Origin of the sequence: Aquimarina sediminis, assembly GCF_002895435.1 — a bacterium.
GTDB classification, from domain to species: Bacteria; Bacteroidota; Bacteroidia; order Flavobacteriales; family Flavobacteriaceae; genus Aquimarina; species Aquimarina sediminis.
The window spans coordinates 158,285-180,906 of sequence record NZ_POYJ01000011.1 but is presented as its reverse complement, the minus strand read 5'-3'; the positions used below and the strand labels follow the sequence as shown (position 1 = coordinate 180,906).

Sequence of the window (22,622 nt, the reverse complement as noted above, 5' to 3'; positions counted from 1 at the left end):
ACAATATTGAGAACGATACAAGAAAGAAGCAATCCTGTCTTCTTTTTTAACAAATAAATTATATCTGAATCCATTAAATTAGTAATGATGGATTACTACGCCCAGTGATAATAATATCCATGAAACAATAATTTTTTGTTGTGTATTCATATTTTTGATTTTGCTTAATGATGAATTATTTGGTTGTAAAGTATTTGAAATGATAATAGGTAGTAGATTTAAAACGTTTTATTATCAAGAGGTTTTGTTATTGTTTTTTTGACATTTCTTTTTGTCTTATGAGATACTAACCGTTTTACTGAAAAGGCAGTGATTAAAGAAAGTAAGCCTAGAAAAAACCAACAGATATCAATAAAGAATGAATCAATGTATCCAGATTGCAAGGAACTCCAAAACCATAATCCAGATTGATATCCGTTTAAAAAAGGTATCATTACCCCCATTACTCCAGCTAAAATTAGAGCATGTTTATTGATTTTATGATAGTCTTTAGAAATAGCAGCATAAACAATGTAGCTTAACCAAAAGATGTAAAATGTATTACTCAATATTTCAAAACGATTTTCCATTTCGACAGGAAAAGCTTTCGTAATACAGAAGAAAAATGAAATTGCGGGAAACAACCCCATACTTGCTCCCAGATAGATTGAACCCAGATAGGAATTAAATCTCTTTTTCTTTTGATACATTTTGTTGTTTCTAGCTTCCAGCCAAATCATTACTCCGGATAAAATGACAAAACATGTTATCAATGACAGTAAAAAATAAACGGCTTTAACAAAGTATCCTCCAAACTGAGCAAAATGTAGTTTTCTAACGGTATGTAAAACGTTTCCTTGATACGTATGATTTTGAAGCATTTTTTTACTTACGACAGCACCATCTCTTAGCCTATAAATGATATGGGCATCATCATAAAAAGTTTTATTGCTTTTTGTACGAAACTCTGCCATCAAATGAGCATTCTGGTCATTGTAGTTACTAATGTTTATTGAGGCATGTGCTAATTTATCTATTTGAAGTTCGTTGCGAGCATCTTGTACTAATTGATTAATGTTTGGTCTTTCTATCAATAGCTCATTGGTTTTATCAAAAGTTTTGTAAGCAGGAGCTATATAACCTAATAATTTTCCTTGATCGCCATCAAAGAGTACCATTGTTGATGGAAGTAAAACCAAAATTACAAGTCCAAATAAGGCTCCGGTAACAGAATACATAAATTGAAAAGGAAGTCCGATAATACCTAAAGCGGTATGAGCATCTGTCCATAAGTTTTTTATAGAAACTTTGATCCTAAAAGTAAAGAAGTTAGATACGATTTTTTTCCAATGTATAATGATACCTGTTATAATTGCAAAGAAGAAAAACAAGGAAACCAAACCAGATAAATAGATACCCACTTTTGGCACTTGATCAAAATAATGAAGATGGTATAAAAAGGTACCCAAATGCTCAACGGGTTCTACACTATCCCTGTCTATAATTTTGTATGTTAAGGGATCAATTTTCACCGAGATTGGACCATAAGGTGTGATCTTGGGATTAGAGAAACCTTTTTTCGTAAGATTACTGTTTTCTTGCTTTTTAATAGGTCGTGAGGCAACCATTATATAAGGAGCAGAATTGTCTAGTAATTGTATAAAAAAAGAGCGCCCATCCATAATGAAACCTTCATTTTGGATAATAGATAAGGTTTTTTCGTAATCAATACTAAGGTTTATCTCGTTTTTTACATTGTTTTCCCATTTATTAATATTGGTCTGAAAAAGGGCAAATGCTCCTGCAAAAAAGCATACAAAAAGCGCTACACTTATAATAATACCACTAACGGTATGTGTATTGAAAAAAACATTGAAGTTTCTTTTGTTTTTACTTTTCATTTTAAAGGTTCAGTTTTTTGCTAAAAATATTGCTGCAGTTGAGGTAGCTATAACGAATAGGAGTATTCCCCATGATTTCCACGGATTTTTAATCCAATAGACCAGAATCATAAAAAATGTCCAAAGAATGAAATTCGAAAAAAGCGAAGTAGGGAGAATGTAATTTGGATTGAACCAAAGTGCTAAAGCTAAGTGAAACGAAATAGAAGCAATCATACCACCAATAAGAGCAGCACATATTTTACTAATTTTTGTACTTAATGAGTTTGTAAGATATTTTTTATTGGCTGGCATAATCAAGAAATAAAAGAGAATAACAATTCGATACAAATGATTAAAGTTCCTATGAGAATCAGGTGAAGTCGTTTTACTTTTGAAAATGGAGTAAATAGAAGAGTAAAACTTGCCAGTGTTATCCAAACGACCAAACTAGTGAATATACCCGAAACCTGACCTAATGATATACTTAATAGAATTGTAGAAACTAGAAAGAAAACTAAGGCAGCTATTTTTGCTGCCCTAGTGTTTCTTGATAAAATAAGCGTAATTCCCTTTTTTGTATATTCTACTTTTTCTGAAATTGAGTAGAGACACCAAATAGAAAAGAAAGATATGATTATAGACAAGCTATACATACTAGAATTTTATTGAATAGATACTAATTGACTTGGGATACCTCCTGTTAAAGAAAAAGCTTCTTCTGCCTTACCACTTGCGGGATCATAAGAATAATACCCTTGATAATCTGTATTACTAACTGCAAAATATACTAAGTCACCTATTATGGATGGACCGTTAATACTAAATGCGATAGCTCCACTTCTAGGAATATCTTCGATCTTAGTGAATTTTTTTGTGTTAATATCAATAGTGTATGCTTCAATATCTTCATCGGCAAGGTTACTATAATCAGGTGCCATAGGAGAAGATTTTAGCCTAACATATAGTTGATCTCCAATAATCGCGGGTCCTCCTAAAGAAAAACTACCTTTTCCTATAAAATCATTAAAATCTAATTTCCATGAAGCATCAAAATCATTAGAACCAGCTTTTATACGAATACATTTTGAATGGGGTTCGTCGGTTATATCTCCTAAAATACCGGAAAGGTAGATATCCCCATTTTTAGATTTGTTTACATAGTTCGAGTTTTTTCTTTCAAAACCTAACCAAATAAAATCATTATGACTAGCCAAATTAAGAAAAGTATCGTTTGAAGTATCTATAACAGCAACATAAGTAGTGTCATAGACATGCTTTCCATCTTTGTCATAAAAAAACACTTGAGTATATAATTTTCCTTGACTTTCGATCATAAAAGCACCAATTCTTGTTCTGGCAACTTTATCTGTTATTAGGTGAGATATTTGACTAGCAATATCAATTTCTCCTGTACGTTCCATTGAGGTTGGATTAAAAGTCTGTATTGCAGTTTGACTTCGGTCAGAATCTGTGTAATATCCCTTGGTAGAGTTCACTATTTCGTATATGAATCGGTTTTTTGTTACAGCAATAAAACCTTTGTCAGAAAAAGAATTATTTTCATAACTAAATTTTTGAATACCTTGATCACCAGCAGAATTAGAAGTATGATAGACATCATTTCCAAAAGCATTTCCTGTTGTACGGGTAGAAGCTATTTGTGTAGCGTTAGAAACTGTAGACGGATCTATCGAACCAGAGAACATTTCTTCTCCCGGAATTAATAATCCGCTAGAGGTATTAGGATCTGTAATGACAAAAAGTGCCACATTAGACTTATCTGGATTTAAAATTTCTCCATTAGGGTTGTCATCGCTACTACAGCTTGTCATCATACTCGTGACAGCTATTATAAATGAGAACATTTTTAGGGTCGTCTTTTTCATTTTTGACTTTTTAATTAATTGAATATTTAATTTTAAAACGATAGTTAATTCCGGGTTTTTGTACTCTAAAGCCATCAAATGCTTTAGTATTCAGTACATTGTTGATTTCAGAATTAATCCAAATCGGTACACCAGAAATTTTATATGTTATACCAACATCAACTAGATTTTGTGTTGGTATTATGTTTACACCGTTAATACTACCTACATCACCAAAAAGAGGAGGTTCTTGTGTCTTAGAAACAGCATTTAGGAGGTATTGTTCTACATAACCGTAGTTCCCATAAAACTGCCAATCTCCATTTCCTAATAATTTTTTGGGAGAGTATCGCAGACCAATGTTACCAAAGAAATAAGGTATGTTTGGCTGTCTGGCATTTTCTAGAGAGTTTGATTTTATACCTGTGTTTTTTAAGCGAATATCTTGATAGGTAACTGCTAGGTTAAAGCTTAGGTTTTTTACGATAGGACCTTTAATAGTAAACTCAGCTCCCAGAATTTGAGCATCATCTGTATTTTCATAACGAGAAGCTATTACACCATATGGGCGGATAAAAATGTTATTTTCTACACCTCGATAGAAACTATTGAGATCCAACCAATACCTTTTGTTTTTGTCAATGTTAGTATAAAAACCGAGATTAATGTTGTTACTGATTTCAGGTTTTAAATCTTCATTTCCCATAATGAATACTGCATCTCCAAAATACTCCCTGGATTCTGGAATACGTGTAGCCCGTTCATAGGAGAATCGAACGTATCGGTTTTTATTAAGATTGAATTTGATTGAATTTCCAAATCCGAAACTGTCATCAGAAAATTCGGGAAGTTCACCATGAAAATCAAAAACAGAGGATATAGAACTTGTTTTTACACTATATCTTTTTACTGTAAACATATTGTTGAGCTTGTTGTTAAAAAAAGAAGAAGTGAGACCTATTCCGGTTATGTTTCTTGTATATTTTGCAGGATAAGTCAAGATATCTACCGTCTTACCTAAAGATTCGGCAAAAGGATCAGAGCCTACACGTTTTTCATAAATGTAATTATGATTAAAGTTTAATCGATGCCTCGAATGTATTTGATAGCTCAGGTTTATACGAGTAAGCCAATTGTCGAATTTGAGATCTCTATATGATTGAGCGTTTTGATTCGTCTCTCCCCCATTATCATTGTCAAGTATTGGAGTTGATTCTCCCAGCCAATTATACCTGTATTGGGGAGTATCATCAAATAAAGTATTCCTGTTACTATAGGTTCCAAAAATATCTAAATGTAATTTTCCGAGTTGTTTTTTATAGCGTGTTGTATAAATTAAGGCATTTTCTTCATACATAGCTTCTCCATAAGGAATGGTAAGTCTTATATTGTTTTGTAACTCCTTTTTCATATCAAAATAAGAGAACCCTATTTCGAAGACATCTGCTATTTTGCTATCTCTAATGCCCATTTTTGTTTCTAAAAACAAACTCTGAATACCATCATGAAACCTTTCGACAGACCTATTTACAGGTACACCGGTATCAGTATCGGGTATGTCTACATCTATAGTATAATTATTATTAGAGTGCGTGTAGTATGAAGAAACCTCTGTAAAAATTTTTGAATTCGGAATTTTAAAATACCCATTCAAGTTTGCCTGTTGAGTATTAAATGAAGCTGCACTGTAGGCAAGGTCGAGATTATTGTCATGATTTTTTTTAGATATAAAATTTACAGCTCCTCCCAAGGCATCTGCTCCCAAATCTACCGGTAATACTCCTTTGTATACCTCTATGTTAGCCAACTGATCTATAGGAACCAGGCTCAAATCGAATGCTCTACCTAGATAATCAAGAGGAATTCCATCCTTAAAAAACCGAACTGCATTGCCTTGAAGACCGTTAATATTGATGATCATTCGACTACCGATACCTCCCGTTTGCCTTACTTTTACTCCAGAAGTTTGGTTCATGATCTGAGGTAAGCTGATGGATTGTGCCTGTATTTTCTTTATGTCAATGATTTCAATTTTGATTGGCTCTTCTCTTTTCTTTTGGGTTTTGGATTTTCCTTGAAGTATAATTTCGTCTAATTCTTGATCGCTTTCGACCATAGTAATTGTTAAAAAAACAGGCTCCTCTTTTTGAGGAGAAATAGAAACGATTTGACTTTGGTAGCCTAAAATGGAGATTTCTACCTTATAGGTTCCAAAAGGAGTCTTAGTTAACTCAAAATGACCATATTCATCGGTTATTGCTCCCAGGTTTGTTTCAGCTATTTGAATTGTTGCGGCCATTAGTGGCTTTCCATCTGTATCAGTGACTTTGCCAGAAAGAGAAGATTGACCAAAAACAATTGTATTTATGAAAAACAAAAGGCACAGTAAAACATAATTCTTGTACATTTATTTTTATTTAGTTTAAATAGTAATTGGCAAAATTATTGCTGTTCTTTGCTCAGTTATTAACGCAAATGGGATTATTAATGCCGTAAATGAACAAGGTTAAAACCATAAATAAATCAAGAATTGATCGCAAATAACTTAGGGGCTACCTTTTTAATATCTGTAAATGAGATCAACATATAGAATCAACAAGTTCAAAGAGACCCTAATCAAAAAACAAGAAAAAGGATTACGGACTAAAGAGATTAGGGAGATTAAGGAATCCATTAATACTAGTTTTGTAAATGTTACCAGTAGAGAGATATTGTTGAATGGTATAATGATTAATATAGTATCAGAAGATTTTACTGCCCCTGTTACCTTTGAAGTAGAGCACGATTTTCCTTATATAAAAGTACATTTTGAGATAGAAGGGTATAGTCAATACATACCAAATAATTCAAAAAGTGTGCCCGTAATAATTAAAAGTGGGCACTATAACTTTTTTTACCTTCCCGAAGTAAAAGGAACTTTAACATATAATACAAAAACCAGAAAATCATTTGAAATAGTTGTTACAGAAGAATATCTAAAGGAAATTTTTAAAGATAATTTTTATAAAGTAAGTACAGGTTTTGGAGAAGCACTAAAAAATGAAGAGCCATTTACTATGTTTTCTCAAAATGAGCCAATACCTCCTAATCTACTTCTTATTATCGATGATATCATTTTTTGTTCCTATCAAAAGGAAATTAAACAAGTATATATAGAATCGAAGATAAAAGAGATATTTAGTCATTTGTTTTCAGAAATCAACCTTGAGAAGAGTAGAAAACAAATTCATAAACTTAATAAAGTTGAACTCGATCAGATTTTGAATGCTGAACGAATTTTAAAAGAAAACATGGGCAATTCATTAACTGTTGAAAAATTAGCGATGTTGACTGGTCTAAATCAGCATAAACTTAAGAGGCAGTTTAAGTCAGTTTTTAATGAACCCATTTTTTCTTATTTGACAAATGTTAGAATGGACAAGGCAAAAAAAATGCTTACCACAGAAGAAATGAATGTGTCTGAAGTAGCTTATGCCGTTGGATACAAAAACCCCCAGCATTTTACTGCCGCTTTTAAAAAGAAATTTAATTATTTACCTAGTGAATTGAAAAAAAGACCTGGTGCTTAGAGTATTTTGAAGAAGCAAATTTAAGTAGTAATCAACTTTTGTAACTTAGTATATAACACTCTTGAAAATACTTGATGCAACTCATTAGATACTCAGGTTGTAATAGTCAAAACAATGTGTAATAAAATTGATCATCGCCTTTTAACGCTACATTTCTTTAGGTTTTAGAGCATGATTGCCATTTTACGGATAGAATCTTAACTTTTAGTATTATACGTAGTAGATAAAGCATTACTTGATTTATTTGCTGTTTTTATAATAAGGTAAGAGCCTCTCTCTTTGGATTCGAATCTAATATTCGCAATATTACTGTTGTATCTAAAATTCCCTTTGGTAAATCTTTTAACATTTTTTTAAATGCAACATGATTGCGTTTGGTGTAAATGTAATATATATTGCAACAGTGTTGCAACTAAGGGATAGCCGAAAACCTTATAAAAAGAGTAGGTATAATCTTAATATATGTAATCATGCAAATTAAAAAAGAAGCATTAATTTCTCAGATTTTGGCCGAAAAATTAGCTAATCCTGTTGGAGGTACGCATTGTAGTAACTGTGGACATTGTTCACATACATTGTAAACACTGATTGCGGTAGTACGACTTATCGTGCTACCGTATTTTATTAAGATAATTTATACATGAAAAAGCTTGATAATAGGCAATTAGAAAGTATTCTTCAGTTTAGGAATGAAGATATTATTTCCAGATTTAGTGATATGTATCGACTGGACATAAATGAAGTGAATGATATATTTGATGAAACACTTAAATTTTTGTTTATAAGCCAAATTCCAGGAGTTTTTATACCAGATGATCTTTTGATTATAGACGAGATGTGGCACAATATGATCTTGTTTACACCACAATATCATGAATTTAGTAAACAATATTTCGACACACCATATTTTCATCATATCCCAGCTTCTAAAAATGAAAAAGATGAGCGTAAAAGGGAGATGGTTAAAAACCCTGAGAAGACAAAGAAAGAATATCTGCAAAAGCTAGAGTTTTTATTATCTGTTACCTATGATTATTTGGGAGAAGAAACCGTAGAAAAATGGTTTAGAGAGTATGCAACCAAATATAGTAAGGAACAGATCAAAGCATTAAGAAGGTAACCATGAGTATTTTCCCTAAAAGAACAGTCCCAGGCAAAACAGTAACCATTCATTGGAATTTTAATATCTCTTCGCTAAAAAACGTACATATATTTCCATGGGTGAGAATAGGAGTAAAAGATCCTAAGGGAAATGTTACCATGCTCTTTGAAGAACATGTGTTGGGTTTGCCTGATGCTGAAGATCATGTAGAAGAGAATGAAAAACCCAAGTTAAAATATTTAAACAAAAATATTCCTCTTTTGTTATTGGCAGATTATTTAGAAGGAGCATGTAAAAGAGAGCGATTGATAGAAATACTAGAGAATATTCAATCAGGAAGGCATTACTATTTTACATATAAAATCCCTGAAGATGGACCAATTGGTAAATACACACTTATTTCTGAAATACATAACTCAGGAAGTATAAAGTACTCGAAAACTATAGCTGATGATTTCTTTTTTGTTGAGAAAGTAACTGTGGATAGAATTGTAGAAGGTAAAGAAAGGAAAGCAGTTGTCGTTAATCATTCTTCTGAGAAAACTCCGATAAAAGTAGTCACATGCCTACAAAATGACAGAGAAGAACTAAAAACAGAAGTGTCTGTATTTGAAATAGAACCTCTCCAAGAAACAATAATAAAACTTTCTTCAGACAAAGAGTTTTTATTGTACAATGAAGAAAGAGAAGTACTTTCCTTAACAAGTGAATCTCCTTCATATTTATTGAGAAACCAACAAGTATTAGAAATATCTAAAAATGATCAACTGACTTGTTTGTTAAAGAAAGATAAGGAAGAATCTTATCGCCTGGATGAACAATCTAAAAGATTGTGGGATAAATCAAACGGACTTCTTCATAAGGATGGTATATCTGAAGAAGAAAAACTGATTTATGAAGAAATGAATTCAGAAGAATTGATTCATGAAATTACTTTGTAGATACATATCAACTTGTAACATTCAAAAAATGTTGGAAACTAGTATACGAGACATAAAAAAAACTACCCCAGTTATATGCAGTACATTTTATTTTTTATAACTGTGTTTTTTACTTTTCCTGAAACTATATTAAGTCAGGAAGGAGTAATTTCTGGTGTTGTGATCAATGAAAAAGGAGAGCAATTGTCTGGAGCTCATATATTTTTATCAAGTGCCAATAAAAGTTTGACATCTGATGACTCTGGATTTTTCAAGATTAGAAATTTAAATCTAGGTGAGCACCAAATTATAGTATCTCATTTAGGATATCAAACACAACAAAAAACAATCATCCTTTCAAAAATTGAACCCGAGACAAAAATAACTATTCATTTAATAGAAGAATCAGATCAATTAAATGAAATTACTGTACTAGGAGCCTCTAAAGCAACAAAAATAAAGAATGGCACAACTACAGTATCAATTGTAGAAGCCAGTAAAGTTAATAGCAGATCAGTAACCACATCAGATTTATTAAGTACAGTTTCTGGGGTGCAGATAAGGCAAAGTGGAGGTGTAGGTAATTCCACAGAAATCTCTATTCAGGGACTTAGTGGTAGACAAGTCAAGTTCTTTGTTGATGGTATTCCTATGGATTTTTTATATCCCGTAGAAGAATTAGGGATTGGCTCATCTTTAGCAATGCTTCCTGTTAACCTAATTAAACGAATGGAAGTATATAAAGGTGCAGTCCCAGTTGCGATGGGAGTAGATGCTTTAGGAGGAGCAATTAATATAGTAACAAGAAAGGAAAAGCATGATTTTCTGGAAGCGACAGTAGCGCATAGTTCATTTAATACCTGGAAAGCTACAGTAAATACCAGAAAAGTGTTGCCTTCTGGTGTAACAGCAGGATTGGCGGGATACTACACCTACTCAGATAATAGTTACACTTTAGAAGATGTAAATATTGTTAATGATCAGGGTAATCCAGAAAGTATTTCAGCCAAAAAATTTCATGATGCGTTTAGAAGTTATATGATCAAAGGAGATATTGGGGTTATCAATAAGTCTTGGGCAGATCAGATCACTCTTAATTTTTCGTATGCAGACCTTTATGACGAGATTCAACACAATTTTGAAATGAGACAGCCTTATGGGGAGGCACTTAATAGAGTATCTACTTTTAATAATTCATTACAATATCAAAAAAGTGATTTGATAAAAAATCTTGATGCAAATCTGTATTTTGGATATAATAGTATCATTACCAGGTTTGATGATAATACACTAAATATATACAATTGGCGAGGTGAAATTATAGGACAAAGAACATCAGGAGGAGAAATTACTGCTTCTCAGAATAAGCTAAAACTTAACGGAGAAAATGTTTCAGGTCGAATTTTTCTCAAATATGATTTTTCTGCCACTTCTCGACTTATTTTTAATGGAGTAGCTTCTTTCTTCAGAAGATCAGGAGAAGACCCTGTAGCTGCAGCGTTTTATGGAAATGACTATTATCAAAACCCGGTACATATTCATAAAATTACTAATGGAATAGGGTTAGAAAAATATTTTTTAGATAAAAAAATAACTACCAGTAGTGCTCTAAAATTATATCAATATAAAGCAAAAGGGTTTGAGATAACAAATAATGAGATTAATGAAATAGAACAGCAAAAAACAGCATTTGGAGTTAGCCAGTCTTTTTCCTGGAAATTTGTTCCTGAATTTTTAGGTAAATTATCTTATGAATATGCTACTAGGTTACCCGATAGAATAGAGACATTGGGTGATTTTAGTCTTGCAGTAGCTGCTAATCCTAATTTAAAACCAGAAAGAAGCCATAATATTAATCTAGGAAGCAGTGTTAAAAAACAGACTTGGAATGCCGAGATCAATGGATTTTTTAGAGAAGTAGAAAATATCATTATTCTTCAGGCTGTTCCTCCTCCTGTTCTAAGTACCTATGAGAATTTGTTAAAAACAAGAATTTTGGGATTAGAAGGAGAAATTGGTGTTATGCCATTACCATGGCTAAGCATCACTCTAAACGGAACATTTCAGGATTTGCGAAACAGATCTAAAAAAGAAAACTCAGGAGTCTCAAATGATCGTTATTTTGGAGCTCGCCTACCCAATAAACCTTACCTGTTTGGTAATAGTGAAGTGCAAATCACTAAAAACAACCTCTTTAAAAACAAAGACAAAATGCAGTTTTGGTGGTCTACCCGTTATGTCGAAGAGTTTTTTCGATATTGGGAAATTGATGGACGAAAAGAGGACAAATTGGTTATTCCAACACAATGGCTTCATAATCTCGGAATAAGCTATACAGGTAAACAAAAGAGATACACACTAACTCTCGAAACTCAAAATATTTTTAACCAACAGGCTTTTGACAATTTTGGAGTTCAAAAACCTGGAAGATCCTGGCATCTTAAGTTAAAAACTTCACTATTTAAATCATAACACAAAAATCACAATGGTAAACAAAAAGAAACTAAAACAGGCAAGGCACATAATCGTAAGGATTTTGATTTTGGTCACAATAAGTATGACTTCTGGGTGTAGTAGCGATGATGACTCTACGATACCGCAAGAAACAGGAGTAGAAGTAAATCATGCCTTATCAATAGTATCGGGGGCAGGAGAGGTTAAAACAACCTTTTTACAAGGACTTACAGATCTTAATGTATCTTCAATAGATAATACTAAGGGTACAGAAGTAGGGCAATTCTCATCTATTTACTCAGATGGAAAATCGATGTTTACTGCAGGATTTGGAGCCCCTGCTACAATGAAAAAATATGTCTTTGATAAAGAGGGAAAAGCAATTCTGGATCAAGAAATTATTATTCCGGGATCTAATTCTTTTTCTTCTCTCGAAATTCTTAATGAAACTACTGGGTATGCCACAGTTGGTGGAGGAATATCTAAAGTAATTCAATTCAACCCCAATACAATGAGAATTACCGGAGAAATAAATATAAAAGATGCCGGTGATGGGCTTTTTTATTCTGATATGATTATAAGAGACTCTAATTTGTTTATTGCCCTAAATGATTTTGGAGGATCGGGTACAGCAAAAGTTGCAGTAGTAGATCTAAATACAAATTCCTTAAGTAAAGTTATAACAGACGATCGTACTGCTACTCTTTTTAATACCCTTACTACTGAAATTATGACGGTAGACGAAAAAGGAGATATTTATATTCAAGCTTCAGGATTGTTTAGTGGTAAACCAAGTGGTGTTCTTAGAATCAAAGCTGGACAAACCGATTTTGATACCGAGTACTTTTTTGATTTGAAGGCGGCTGTTGGTAAAACGTGCTTTGGATTATATTACTTTAAAGATGGAGTGGCATGTACTACAGTTTCTGAAAATGATGATAATTTTTTTGGTATAGATGGAACTAATCCAGTATTTAGATATCAAAAAATAGATCTTTCCAAAACACAAGATATGGGAGATTTAGATGCTTCTTTACCTAATACATTTGCAGCTTCTCGTACCTCATTTATGAAACAGATTTCTGAAGAAAATGTTCTTTTCCCAATTGCTGGTACAGAAGAGGATGCTCTGTATAGTTATGAGATTAGTTCAGGAAAAGTTTCAAAAAAGATGAAGAGCACCAGTGGATATATTACCGGGTTAATCACCTTAAAGCAATAGAAGATGCTGGAGACAATTGATTTGACAAAGAAGTATGGGGATTTTACGGCTCTTAATTCGTTAAACCTTAAGATCAAAGAAGGTGAGATTTTTTGTTTGCTAGGAGCCAATGGTGCTGGAAAATCAACTACGATTAACCTGTTTCTGAATTTTATTAAAGCTACCCATGGGAAAGCAATGATTAATGGTATGGATGTGTCCAAACATGTCAAAGAAACCAAACAAATGCTATCGTATATTCCTGAAAATTTGATGTTGTATAAAAATTTGACAGGCTTAGAAAATCTTCGTTTTTTTTGTGGATTAGGAGGAAAAAACCAAAGTAAAGATGAACTCGTAGATTTATTAGAAGAGTCTGGGTTGCAAACAGATTTTATACATAAAAGAGTAAGTAGCTATTCTAAAGGGATGCGCCAAAAAGTAGGAATAGCATTGGCTAGAGCTAGAGGAGCAAAAGTATTATTACTAGATGAACCTACTTCGGGATTAGATCCCAAAGCAAGTAATGAGTTCTCTGAATTGTTATTAAGTATGAAAGAGAGAGGAGTTACCACACTAATGGCGACACATGATCTTTTTAGAGCAAAAGATACTGGAACACATATCGGAATTATGAAAGAAGGTGTGTTGTTAGAAAAATTTGAATCTAAAGATGTTAGCTTTCAGGACCTTGAAAGATTGTATTTAAAGCATATGCATAATTAAGATGATGAATACGATACTGCTGATTGCCAAAAAAGAGATACAAATTGCAATACGCCAAAGACTAATAACCGCTTTGGCGATAGTAATAATGAGTCTTCTTAGTGTTGCTTTGTATGCTGGGTATGTAGCTTATGATCAGCAACGAACCTTAATAGAACAAGCTCATGAAGATAACAGAAAAGAATGGCTAGAGCAAGGAGATAAACATCCGCATATAGCAGCACACTACGGTACTTTTGTCTTTAAACCCAAAACAATACTAAGCTTATTTGATTTTGGGTTAGATACCTATACCGGCACTTCAGTATATTTAGAAGCACATTATCAACATGAGTTCATGTTTCGCCCGGCTCAAGCTCATAGCAGTATGATTCGATTTGGTGAGCTAAGTGCTGCATTGGTATTTCAGGTGCTAATCCCTTTGTTAATTATTTTTTTAGCATTTCAGGCATTTACACAGGAAAGAGAAAACGGAACTCTTAAACTATTAGTTAGCCAAGGTATTTCTTACACCCCTATTATTTGGGGAAAAATATTGGCATATCTAAGTATACTTTTGACCATTGTTGTTCCATTTTTTATTGTAGCTTTTGTTTTGTCGGCTTTAGTCAATGATTCGGATAGTATACCTGATGTTGGATTACGAGTGTTTTTTTTGATACTCATTTACCTGGTTTACTTGGCGATTTTTGTAGCTTTTTCGGTTTGGGTCTCCATACGATCATCTACAGGAAGAAATTCGTTACTTACTTTACTTACCTGCTGGATTCTTTTTATGATTATTATACCAAAAACTACAGCAAATTTTGGCGAGAGTTTTTATCCTTTACCATCTATGAAAATCTATAGAGAAGCTATTCAAAGAGATATTAAAAATGGCTTGGATAATAGAACATCAAAAACTGTTAGAGAAGAAAAGTTGAAGGAAGAATATCTAAAACGTTATAAAGTAGATTCAATTCACAAATTACCTTTAAACTTTGAAGGAGTACGAATGCAGAAAGGAGAAGATTATGGAAATATGGTATACGATATACATAAGGATAGCTTGATTGATCTTTTTAATAGACAAAATCGAATAAGTAGCTTATCCAGTTTTGTTTCACCGTATTTGGCAGTTCGTAACTTATCGATGGGACTTACAGCGACAGATCTTAATACATCAATTCATTTTCAGAGAGAAACAGAAAATTATCGTCGAGAATTAGTTCGGAAAATGAATAATGATATGGCACAAAACTCAAAATATGGTGAGTTTTATGAGTATAAAGCAAACAAAAATCTATGGGAAACGGTTAAAGATTTTCAATACACAACTATTACAGGCTATGATATACTCAGTCTATATTTTATAGAGTTGTTATCGTTAATCTGTTGGGGAATATTTGTATTCGTTCTTCTTAGTTATTCATCTCGTAAAATGAAACTGGTATTATGAATAGAGTAACTATTACATTATTGCGTTATGAGTGGATTTCTTTTACTAGAAATACTTTTCAAATAGTAATGTTGGGGTGTACTTTCTTGTTAGGTCTTTACTCGATATATTATGGACAATCTGAGATCAAAGTGCAGAGAGAAACGATTAATGATGTGATGAAGATCGAAAAAGAAGAATTTCATCAGTATCAAACGAGTTTTAAAGAAGAATTAGCATCAGTAACACAAAAAAAGAAATTAGATATAGCATCTGATCCGGCATATGCCTGGCATAGACATGGATATCATGCTATATTACATCCTCATGATTATGCTGCATTGGCGATTGGGCAATGTGATTTGCACCCATATTATTATCGCCTTACAGGAATGAGCTTGCATTATCAGCTTTTTGAAAATGAAATAGCGAATCCTGTAAAATTGTATGTAGGCAATTTTGATTTGTCATTTGTATTTATCTATCTCTTCCCTCTATTGATTATAGCATTTTCATACGGGTTATATGCTATAGAAAAAGAAAATGGAGTGTTGCCGTTACTACATATTCAGACGGTTAGTATACGCAAGATAGTCGTTGTAAGGTTAGCGTTTTATTTCTTCCTGATCACAGGGTTGGCACTTTTGATTTCATTTATAGGATTGATTACCTCTGGTAATATGTTTACTTCCGAAAATGGACTGGCAGCTTTATTTTGGCTACTTAGTGTTATTATATATTGTGCTTTTTGGTTTGCTGTATTGTTCTGTATCATAAGTTTTAAAATGAATTCATCTTTTACAGCGATTACGGCAGCAGGAGTGTGGTTATTGTTTCTTATAGTAATACCAGCAATTCTTAATGTTTGGGTATCTACAAAATATCCATTGGATAGTATCTCTCTAGCAGAGATTACTCGTAGAACCAGTCTAGAAAATGAAGATGATGATAATGAAGCAAAAGAAGTTATTCACGAATTTTTAGAACATAAGCCTAACCTTCGAGGTTCTGATAGCCTTTTACATAATAATACATTAGCAAAAGCATATGCAGCATTAACATCATTAAAAGATATACATCATAAAAAAGATGTAGATGCCTATAATAACCAAGTGTATCAAAGAAATCAAAAAATAGCAGATTTACATTGGATAAACCCAGCCGTAAACATGCAGGGGATATTTATTCATATTGCAAAAACGGACCTCAATACTTTTCATCAGTTTCATACCTCTATAGAATCTTTTCATAGCAAGATTTCTGATTTCTATTTTCAGAAATTGTTTTGGGATAAGCAAATAAGAGAAGAAGATTACTCTCAATTACCATCTTTTACTATAAAGAAGGATGAAGTAAAATGGAGTACTCTTATCATGTTAGGAATAATGAAAGTTGCTATTACAATGATTTTATTCCTATGGATTGGTTATGCGAAAATGAAAAACAAGGGAATATGAAAAGTATATTAAGTGTAGTATTAATCGTTATATGTTGCATAGCTGGAATATCACAAGAGAGAAGTCAAAATTTTCCTCCTCCCGATGATTCCCCAAATGTATATGCAAAACGTGCAACAGGGGTAATAAAAATTGATGGAAAGTTAACAGAAAAGGATTGGGAAGAAGCTTCGGTAACCACAGATTTTTTCCGAATGGAACCTAGGCAAGGAGGAACCTATAGATACAAAACTGAGGTTCGTATTTTGTTTGATGATAAACAATTATATGTAGGGGTGTTCTGTAAAGATTCATTAGGTAAAAAAGGAGTACGAGTTCAGGATTTGAGAAGAGACTTTAGTGATGGAGAAAATGATATTTTTAGTATACAATTGGATCCTCAAAACCTTAAACAATATTGTGTGTCTTTTCAGACAACTCCCTATGGTAATCAAAGAGATTTGCAAAATTTTAACGATGAGAGTACTGATAATGACTGGAATGCGCTATGGTCTGTTCGTACCCACAGGGTAGATGAGGGATATTATGCAGAATTTGCGATACCCTTTACATCTATTCGGTATGATGTTAATAAAAAGGATGTTACATGGGGTATAACATTTAGTAGGTTGGCAAGAAGGGATTATGAACGAACCGTTTTTCCTGCGATTCCACAATCTTTTTCTCCTTATAGAATGACTTATGCTGCAAAGTTAAAAGGGTTAGAGCTTCCAGGTTCAGGGGTTAACCTAAGAGTAGAACCATATTCTTTATATCAATACGCCAGAACAGATTCAGAAGGAGAGAAAGTTACGGATAGCAAAATAAAATTTGGAGGTGATGCAAAATGGGCTATAAGCCCACGTTCTGTATTAGATATCACTGTTAATACTGATTTTGCACAAGCTGATGTAGACAGAGCGGTAAACAATCTGGATAGATTTAATATTTTTTTTCCCGAGAGACGACAATTTTTCTTAGAAAATTCTGGAATATGGGCAGGAGCCTCTAGTAATTTGGTTAGACCTTTTTTTAGTAGAAAAATCGGATTAGAAGGTAGGTTTAATGCTGTTCCTGCACCAATAGATGTAGGAACACGTTTTACAGATAGAAATGATAAACGTACTCTGGCAGGGTTATACATTCATCAGAGAAATACAGATAATGCCCCCAGTGCCAATTTTGGAGTATTTCGGTATTTGCAAAACTATGGCAAAGAAAATAATATAGGGGTGATGCTAAATCATCGTTTGGATGAAAAAAGTAGAACCCTAAATGTAGAAGAGAATAATAATACCACAGCTACTATCGATGGTTTTATTAGGATCAAAAATAAATGGACTATTTCTTATTTAGCTTCAACTTCCTATGATGAGCATTCAAATGAGTGGGGAGCCTCAGGAAGCATATCTTCGGGATATACAAGCAATAAAATGTATTGGGGATGGTCTACAGATGTGGTAAGTAAGAATTACAACCCGGGAACGGGGTTTGTTTTTCAAAATGATGTTATAAAACATAATCCAGGAGGGTATTTTATTCTAAGGCCAAAGAAGCTACCTTGGATTCGACGTTGGGACCCTGGTTTTTTTGCTAATTACTATCATGATTTTGAAAATCCTGAAAAATTTCAGCAAGCAAACCTATACCTTTTTCCTGTTTATACATTTTTTAAGGATAATAGCTTTATAGAGTATGCCGTAACACCTTCTTGGCAGAATATAAACTTTGACTTCAAACCTTTAGGGCTGCAGATAGAAGAAAAAAGATATTTCTATACAAGACAGTTTGTACGTTATAATTCTGACCGATCCAGAAAGTTATCTGCTTCTCTTAAGTATGAGTGGGGAGGTTTTTATAATGGGAAAAGAAATACCATTACGGCCGGAGCGCGGTATGCTCCACTACCACATATTGCATTAACAGCAGATTATGAGTATAATAATCTTAAGGATATTGGTGTTTTAGAAGAAGATCTAGAAACAAATCTGTATTCGGCAAGCCTTCGTTTGGCAGTTTCTCCTAGAATGCAGTTATCAACCTTTTACCAATATAATTCTTTTAATAAGCGAGGAGGGTGGAACACGAGGTTTAGTTGGGAATATATGCCATTATCATTTATCTATCTGGTGTTTAACGATACTCAAATCCAGTCATTAGATCCTACGCAAAGAAACCAGCAGTTTATTAGCAAAATTACCTTTTTGAAACAATTTTAGGTGTGAAGAAAAAACCTGATATATTAAAAGATAATCTTTGGCAGTTAATGTGGAAACTTTCTTTGCCGGGGATTTTAGGAATGATGGTTATTTCTATTAACTCTCTTGTAGATGCCATATATGTGAGCCATTTTGTTGATGTAAAAGCGTTTGCAGGGATTTCACTTTTGTTTCCGCTCACTTTGGTAATTACTAGTGTTACTGTTTTTATTGCTGCTGGATCATCTTCTGTTTTAAGTAGAGCCATTGGAGCCAATGATATTGAGAAACAACAAAAGGTGATTCCCAATATGATCGCATTGTCACTCATTAGTACAATGGTATTGATGATTATTGGTCTATTGTTTTCTAAAGAACTGGTAACTTTTATGGGAGCCAAAGGAGCTATGCTCGATTATGGAATTTCATATTTCGAAATATCTGTTTTGGGAATTTTTTTTAGTATCTACGGTCTTTCTGCAAATGGGCTTATCAGGTCTGAAGGTAAAATCAAACAGGCAATGACATTTACAGTAATCTCTGTATTGTTAAATATCTCATTGACTCCTTTATTTATTCGTACTTTTTCCTTGGGTATAGATGGAGCCGCATGGAGTAGTATATTATCTATGTTGATATATTCGATAATGACTTCTTTTTATTTTATTAATGGAAAGGCATCTTTTAAGACAGGAAGCTTTGGAGTAAGGATTGAAAAAAGTATCATTAAAGATGTAGTCAATGTAGGTACATCTGCTTTTGTGATGCAATTGTCTAATGTGATAAAGCAGTTTTTTTTATTTAGAACTTTGGCGGGATATGGCACTTCTCATGATATTGCTTTTTTTAGCGCAGCGTTTAGATTGTTCTCCTTCTTGGCAATCCCCGTTTTAGGACTTTTACAACCAATGCAACCAATTATCGGAATTAATTTTGGAGCGTCTAATTTTTCTAGATGTATTGAAGCGATGAGAACGTTTAGAATTGGAGGTATTTCATTTATTTTGATTTTGATGGTGCCCGTGCTAATTTTTCCTGAATATTGTATACAACTAATGGTTCCTGATATGGTTTTAAATACTCAGGAGATTTTTAATCTAAGAAGTATTTTGACCGTGTTGTTTTTGTTGCCAATTGCGTCTAGTAGTATTATTTTTTTCCAAGCAATTGGAAAAGGAAAACTTGCCAGTATGTTTCCGATAGGAAGACAAATTGTTTTATTCCTACCATTAATATGGTTTTTACCTCAAATATTTGGAATTAATGGCATTTACTATACTTTGGTTATCGAAAATATACTCTATACATTAATCTTGTGGATCGTTTCTTATTCTGAATTGAGAAAACTCATTGGTCCTGCTACAGAAAATATTGTTTTTCAAAAGTAAAACAGATCATTTTTTCTGCGCTACAATATGAAAAACGTGCCAATACTTTTCTTTTCCAGAAATTGTTTTACCCTGTTTTTCTATCTCTTTGTAATATTCGATATTAAAATTGGTAAATAAATCTTTAATCTGTTTCTCAGTATGAAATGTCATTTCTGTATTAGAATTCCAGGAATCATTAATGCCAAAGAAATGCCCGCTAAAAATCCCTTTTTCAGTTAGCGAGTTTGTAAGATGATACCATAATTTGTCAAAACCATTAGGATGGCAAAATGGTAAGCTAAATGTGGCATTAACGAGCTGACATGCAGGTAGTTTCTTAATATTTTCAAAGGGGTTTAAATCCAATTGAAGTTGTTTTGAATATTCTTCAGGAGTATTTTCTTTAATTCGTAATAACGCTTCATTTTGTTTGTCAATCGCTAGCACATGCCAGTTTTCCTGAAGCAAAGCAAAAGTATCTATGCCATTTCCACAACCCAAATCTATTGCCAATTTGTTTTGTTGTGCTGTTTCGTTTTTTTGAAAAAGAGAAAGAGCAAAGTTTAAGGTTGCAGCAGGAGGGTGTTTTTTTTTGTCAAAAAAATGATAATGAGAATTCCAAGTGTTGTTCATTACTTTCTTTAGCTAGAAAGGCATCCGTTACAAATACCATTGATTGTGTAATTTATCTTTTGAACTAAGAATTTTTCTAAAGTCTTGATTTTAGGTATTTTGATATCCTCTAGACAATACGTTTGTGAGCATTGCTTACAGATCAGATGCACATGCTCATCTGTATGTACTTCTTCAGGGCATTCATGGCTACATAATGCATACCGTATGCCGTGACTATCCTCAGAAGCTTTATGTAATATTCCGTGTTTTTCAAAAGAGCTTAATGCACGATAAATTGTTACTCTATCATGATTCACTTTCATATGAGAGATTACTTCTTTGGCAGATAATGCATACGTATAGTTCATAAAGATTTTAAGCATTTCTATTCGAGCAGAAGTTTTTTTCAGCTTATGTGATTGAAGTAATTCTTCAATGTCTTTTTGTGTACTCATAAATAGTCCTTAGCCAGAATAGAAAAAAAACGTATGAATATGATTTTATCATTTTTTTCAATCTACTCTTAATTTTTACCCTATTCCAAATATACTTAATCTATGTAGAATATGGGTGGTTTAACGCCTTAAAGAATGTATAAATAGCATGTATTTATATGAAAAAATCTTATTTGATGGAGTTTTTTATACCCTCGATATCCTTTTGAAAAGGGATCTCGAATGTTATCGGATAATGTATAAAGGTGTCTATATCAAAATAGCATCAAAAATTGTCCCTTTTTCTCATGCACAATTGTTTTATAGATATAGTTAAATACTTAAAAAGAAAATCATGAAAAAAATCATTATTGTTTTATTAGTTTTTGTACCCGTGTATAGCAGTGTTTGTCAATCAGATATAAAAGAAGGGCAAAAAGAGTTTATGTATTTTGTCTATTCAGATGGTAATCGAGTGGCCGATCTATCATCAAAACAACAGCAATTACATATTCAAAAAATTGGAGCTTATATTCAAAAGTTGGCAAAAGCGGGGAACCTAAAAGATGCTCAACCCTTGGGAATGGAAGGAATCAAGATATCATTTAAAAAGAAAGTTTTTAGTGAAACCTCGATAAGCAAGAATAAAATGACCATTGCAGGGTATTATCATATTCTGGCAAATGATATGGAAGAAGCAATCACTATTGCCAAAGCCGACCCAAGATTTGAAGAAGATGGTTGGGAAATAATAATCCGACCTATAAAAAAAGTGGAAAGGATCAATTAGAAATTACAAAATTAACTTTTTCTAGGTATTTGTCATAATTTACTTGTAATGAAGTACTTATTTTTTTAAAAATTTACTAAAGCCAGATAGTTTTGTCTGGCTTTTTATTTGTATTTACTATTTTTATATACCGATTGGTATCCACTATGGTAAAATAGAAAAATAATGGTAATACTCACCAAAAACGAAATTGAAATAAACTCAAATATTAACGATGTTTTTGAATTTACTTCTGACATGGGAAATTTTGGGTTATGGTTTCCTGATGTTATAAGCATTAGGTCTAAGGATAAATTACCTAGTGCTACTATAGGTAAAGAGTATTTGGAAACAGCTAAAAAACCTTTTGGAGGTACTGTAAAAATTTTAATCCAAGTAAAGGAGGTAATAAAAAATAAGATCTATGTTACCGAAGGAAATTTTTTTCCATTGTTTCCAAGAATGACTTTGAATTTTAAGAAAAGGAGTGAGGATAAAACATACCTTTATTTTAAAATGGAAAGTAGGTCAAAAAGCTTTTTCTTTAAAATGTTTCTTTTGCCTATTGTTAAATTAATTTTGAAAAAAAGAGCTAAAGCGGGATTAATTAATCTCAAAAAAATACTCGAAAGTAAATAATGTCTATAATCCAAGATGAGTTTATGCATATTGGTTATATGATTA

At 32.7% G+C, this 22,622-nt stretch carries 18 protein-coding genes; 12 read left to right on the top strand and 6 right to left on the bottom strand.

Translation table 11 applies throughout. The features are described 5' to 3' along the window. Positions 1 to 218: 218 nt before the first annotated feature. From C1X07_RS20040 to C1X07_RS20025, 4 genes are all read right to left on the bottom strand, one after another. Positions 219 to 1,880, bottom strand: coding sequence for a PepSY-associated TM helix domain-containing protein (locus tag C1X07_RS20040; RefSeq protein WP_103071819.1), 1,662 nt, complete (start codon positions 1,878 to 1,880; stop codon positions 219 to 221). 9 nt (positions 1,881 to 1,889) lie between these two features. After that, the gene (locus C1X07_RS20035; protein ID WP_103071818.1) at positions 1,890 to 2,174 is read right to left on the bottom strand and encodes a hypothetical protein; all 285 of its coding nucleotides are present in this window, start codon (positions 2,172 to 2,174) and stop codon (positions 1,890 to 1,892) included. 350 nt (positions 2,175 to 2,524) lie between these two features. Then, the gene (locus C1X07_RS20030) at positions 2,525 to 3,748 is read right to left on the bottom strand and encodes a hypothetical protein (RefSeq protein WP_128755334.1); all 1,224 of its coding nucleotides are present in this window, start codon (positions 3,746 to 3,748) and stop codon (positions 2,525 to 2,527) included. Between the two features lie 10 nt (positions 3,749 to 3,758). Then, positions 3,759 to 6,134, bottom strand: a complete 2,376-nt coding sequence (locus tag C1X07_RS20025) for a TonB-dependent receptor (protein ID WP_103071816.1) — start codon at positions 6,132 to 6,134, stop codon at positions 3,759 to 3,761. Positions 6,135 to 6,300: 166 nt separating this feature from the next. Between C1X07_RS20025 and C1X07_RS20020 the strand changes: the two genes are divergently transcribed. The 10 genes from C1X07_RS20020 (at position 6,301) to C1X07_RS19975 (ending at position 20,138) form a co-directional block, all read left to right on the top strand. Beyond that, positions 6,301 to 7,296 (top strand): helix-turn-helix domain-containing protein, encoded by a 996-nt coding sequence (locus C1X07_RS20020; protein ID WP_103071815.1) that lies wholly within the window; start codon positions 6,301 to 6,303, stop codon positions 7,294 to 7,296. Positions 7,297 to 7,936: 640 nt separating this feature from the next. Continuing rightward, complete coding sequence (locus tag C1X07_RS20015) at positions 7,937 to 8,416, top strand: glycine-rich domain-containing protein (RefSeq protein ID WP_103071814.1); 480 nt, start codon at positions 7,937 to 7,939, stop codon at positions 8,414 to 8,416. Positions 8,417 to 8,418: 2 nt separating this feature from the next. Next, positions 8,419 to 9,339 (top strand): hypothetical protein, encoded by a 921-nt coding sequence (locus C1X07_RS20010; protein ID WP_103071813.1) that lies wholly within the window; start codon positions 8,419 to 8,421, stop codon positions 9,337 to 9,339. 75 nt (positions 9,340 to 9,414) lie between these two features. Next, positions 9,415 to 11,790, top strand: a complete 2,376-nt coding sequence (locus C1X07_RS20005) for a TonB-dependent receptor (protein ID WP_103071812.1) — start codon at positions 9,415 to 9,417, stop codon at positions 11,788 to 11,790. A gap of 13 nt (positions 11,791 to 11,803) precedes the next feature. Further along, positions 11,804 to 12,994 carry a hypothetical protein gene (locus C1X07_RS20000; RefSeq protein WP_128755333.1) on the top strand — a complete coding sequence of 397 codons (1,191 nt, stop codon included), beginning with the start codon at positions 11,804 to 11,806 and terminating at the stop codon, positions 12,992 to 12,994. A 3-nt stretch (positions 12,995 to 12,997) separates the two neighbouring features. Then, a complete protein-coding gene (locus C1X07_RS19995; protein ID WP_103071810.1) occupies positions 12,998 to 13,699 on the top strand; it encodes an ABC transporter ATP-binding protein in 702 nt (233 codons plus the stop codon). A 1-nt stretch (position 13,700) separates the two neighbouring features. Further along, a complete protein-coding gene (locus C1X07_RS19990; RefSeq protein ID WP_206604257.1) occupies positions 13,701 to 15,137 on the top strand; it encodes an ABC transporter permease in 1,437 nt (478 codons plus the stop codon). Continuing rightward, the gene (locus tag C1X07_RS19985) at positions 15,134 to 16,573 is read left to right on the top strand and encodes a DUF3526 domain-containing protein (protein ID WP_103071809.1); all 1,440 of its coding nucleotides are present in this window, start codon (positions 15,134 to 15,136) and stop codon (positions 16,571 to 16,573) included. The genes C1X07_RS19990 and C1X07_RS19985 overlap by 4 nt, the downstream gene beginning before the upstream one ends. Then, the gene (locus tag C1X07_RS19980; RefSeq protein WP_103071842.1) at positions 16,570 to 18,771 is read left to right on the top strand and encodes a DUF5916 domain-containing protein; all 2,202 of its coding nucleotides are present in this window, start codon (positions 16,570 to 16,572) and stop codon (positions 18,769 to 18,771) included. The genes C1X07_RS19985 and C1X07_RS19980 overlap by 4 nt, the downstream gene beginning before the upstream one ends. Positions 18,772 to 18,773: 2 nt before the next feature. Continuing rightward, on the top strand, positions 18,774 to 20,138 hold the full coding sequence (locus C1X07_RS19975) for an MATE family efflux transporter (protein WP_103071808.1): 1,365 nt from the start codon (positions 18,774 to 18,776) through the stop codon (positions 20,136 to 20,138). Positions 20,139 to 20,144: 6 nt separating this feature from the next. On the opposite strand, the gene C1X07_RS19970 is transcribed toward C1X07_RS19975, so the two are convergent. Continuing rightward, positions 20,145 to 20,753 (bottom strand): class I SAM-dependent methyltransferase, encoded by a 609-nt coding sequence (locus C1X07_RS19970; RefSeq protein WP_103071807.1) that lies wholly within the window; start codon positions 20,751 to 20,753, stop codon positions 20,145 to 20,147. An 8-nt stretch (positions 20,754 to 20,761) separates the two neighbouring features. After that, the gene (locus C1X07_RS19965; protein ID WP_103071806.1) at positions 20,762 to 21,190 is read right to left on the bottom strand and encodes a Fur family transcriptional regulator; all 429 of its coding nucleotides are present in this window, start codon (positions 21,188 to 21,190) and stop codon (positions 20,762 to 20,764) included. Between the two features lie 334 nt (positions 21,191 to 21,524). Here C1X07_RS19965 and C1X07_RS19960 point away from each other — a divergent pair, with 334 nt between their 5' ends. Both C1X07_RS19960 and C1X07_RS19955 read left to right on the top strand, forming a co-directional pair. Then, the gene (locus C1X07_RS19960; RefSeq protein WP_103071805.1) at positions 21,525 to 21,959 is read left to right on the top strand and encodes a YciI family protein; all 435 of its coding nucleotides are present in this window, start codon (positions 21,525 to 21,527) and stop codon (positions 21,957 to 21,959) included. A gap of 165 nt (positions 21,960 to 22,124) precedes the next feature. Beyond that, positions 22,125 to 22,577 carry an SRPBCC family protein gene (locus C1X07_RS19955; protein WP_103071804.1) on the top strand — a complete coding sequence of 151 codons (453 nt, stop codon included), beginning with the start codon at positions 22,125 to 22,127 and terminating at the stop codon, positions 22,575 to 22,577. Positions 22,578 to 22,622: the final 45 nt, after the last annotated feature.

Excerpts from the sequence above, each read along its gene's own strand:
- C1X07_RS19980 (WP_103071842.1), top strand. The coding sequence starts at position 16,570 with ATGAAAAGTATATTAAGTGTAGTATTAATCGTTATATGTTGCATAGCT.
- C1X07_RS19970 (WP_103071807.1), bottom strand. The coding sequence starts at position 20,753 with ATGAACAACACTTGGAATTCTCATTATCATTTTTTTGACAAAAAAAAA.
- C1X07_RS19955 (WP_103071804.1), top strand. The coding sequence starts at position 22,125 with ATGGTAATACTCACCAAAAACGAAATTGAAATAAACTCAAATATTAAC.
- C1X07_RS19990 (WP_206604257.1), top strand. The coding sequence starts at position 13,701 with ATGATGAATACGATACTGCTGATTGCCAAAAAAGAGATACAAATTGCA.
- C1X07_RS19985 (WP_103071809.1), top strand. The coding sequence starts at position 15,134 with ATGAATAGAGTAACTATTACATTATTGCGTTATGAGTGGATTTCTTTT.
- C1X07_RS19960 (WP_103071805.1), top strand. The coding sequence starts at position 21,525 with ATGAAAAAAATCATTATTGTTTTATTAGTTTTTGTACCCGTGTATAGC.
- C1X07_RS20035 (WP_103071818.1), bottom strand. The coding sequence starts at position 2,174 with ATGCCAGCCAATAAAAAATATCTTACAAACTCATTAAGTACAAAAATT.
- C1X07_RS19965 (WP_103071806.1), bottom strand. The coding sequence starts at position 21,190 with ATGAGTACACAAAAAGACATTGAAGAATTACTTCAATCACATAAGCTG.
- C1X07_RS20025 (WP_103071816.1), bottom strand. The coding sequence starts at position 6,134 with ATGTACAAGAATTATGTTTTACTGTGCCTTTTGTTTTTCATAAATACA.
- C1X07_RS20020 (WP_103071815.1), top strand. The coding sequence starts at position 6,301 with ATGAGATCAACATATAGAATCAACAAGTTCAAAGAGACCCTAATCAAA.
- C1X07_RS20010 (WP_103071813.1), top strand. The coding sequence starts at position 8,419 with ATGAGTATTTTCCCTAAAAGAACAGTCCCAGGCAAAACAGTAACCATT.
- C1X07_RS20040 (WP_103071819.1), bottom strand. The coding sequence starts at position 1,880 with ATGAAAAGTAAAAACAAAAGAAACTTCAATGTTTTTTTCAATACACAT.
- C1X07_RS20005 (WP_103071812.1), top strand. The coding sequence starts at position 9,415 with ATGCAGTACATTTTATTTTTTATAACTGTGTTTTTTACTTTTCCTGAA.
- C1X07_RS19995 (WP_103071810.1), top strand. The coding sequence starts at position 12,998 with ATGCTGGAGACAATTGATTTGACAAAGAAGTATGGGGATTTTACGGCT.
- C1X07_RS20030 (WP_128755334.1), bottom strand. The coding sequence starts at position 3,748 with ATGAAAAAGACGACCCTAAAAATGTTCTCATTTATAATAGCTGTCACG.
- C1X07_RS20000 (WP_128755333.1), top strand. The coding sequence starts at position 11,804 with ATGGTAAACAAAAAGAAACTAAAACAGGCAAGGCACATAATCGTAAGG.
- C1X07_RS20015 (WP_103071814.1), top strand. The coding sequence starts at position 7,937 with ATGAAAAAGCTTGATAATAGGCAATTAGAAAGTATTCTTCAGTTTAGG.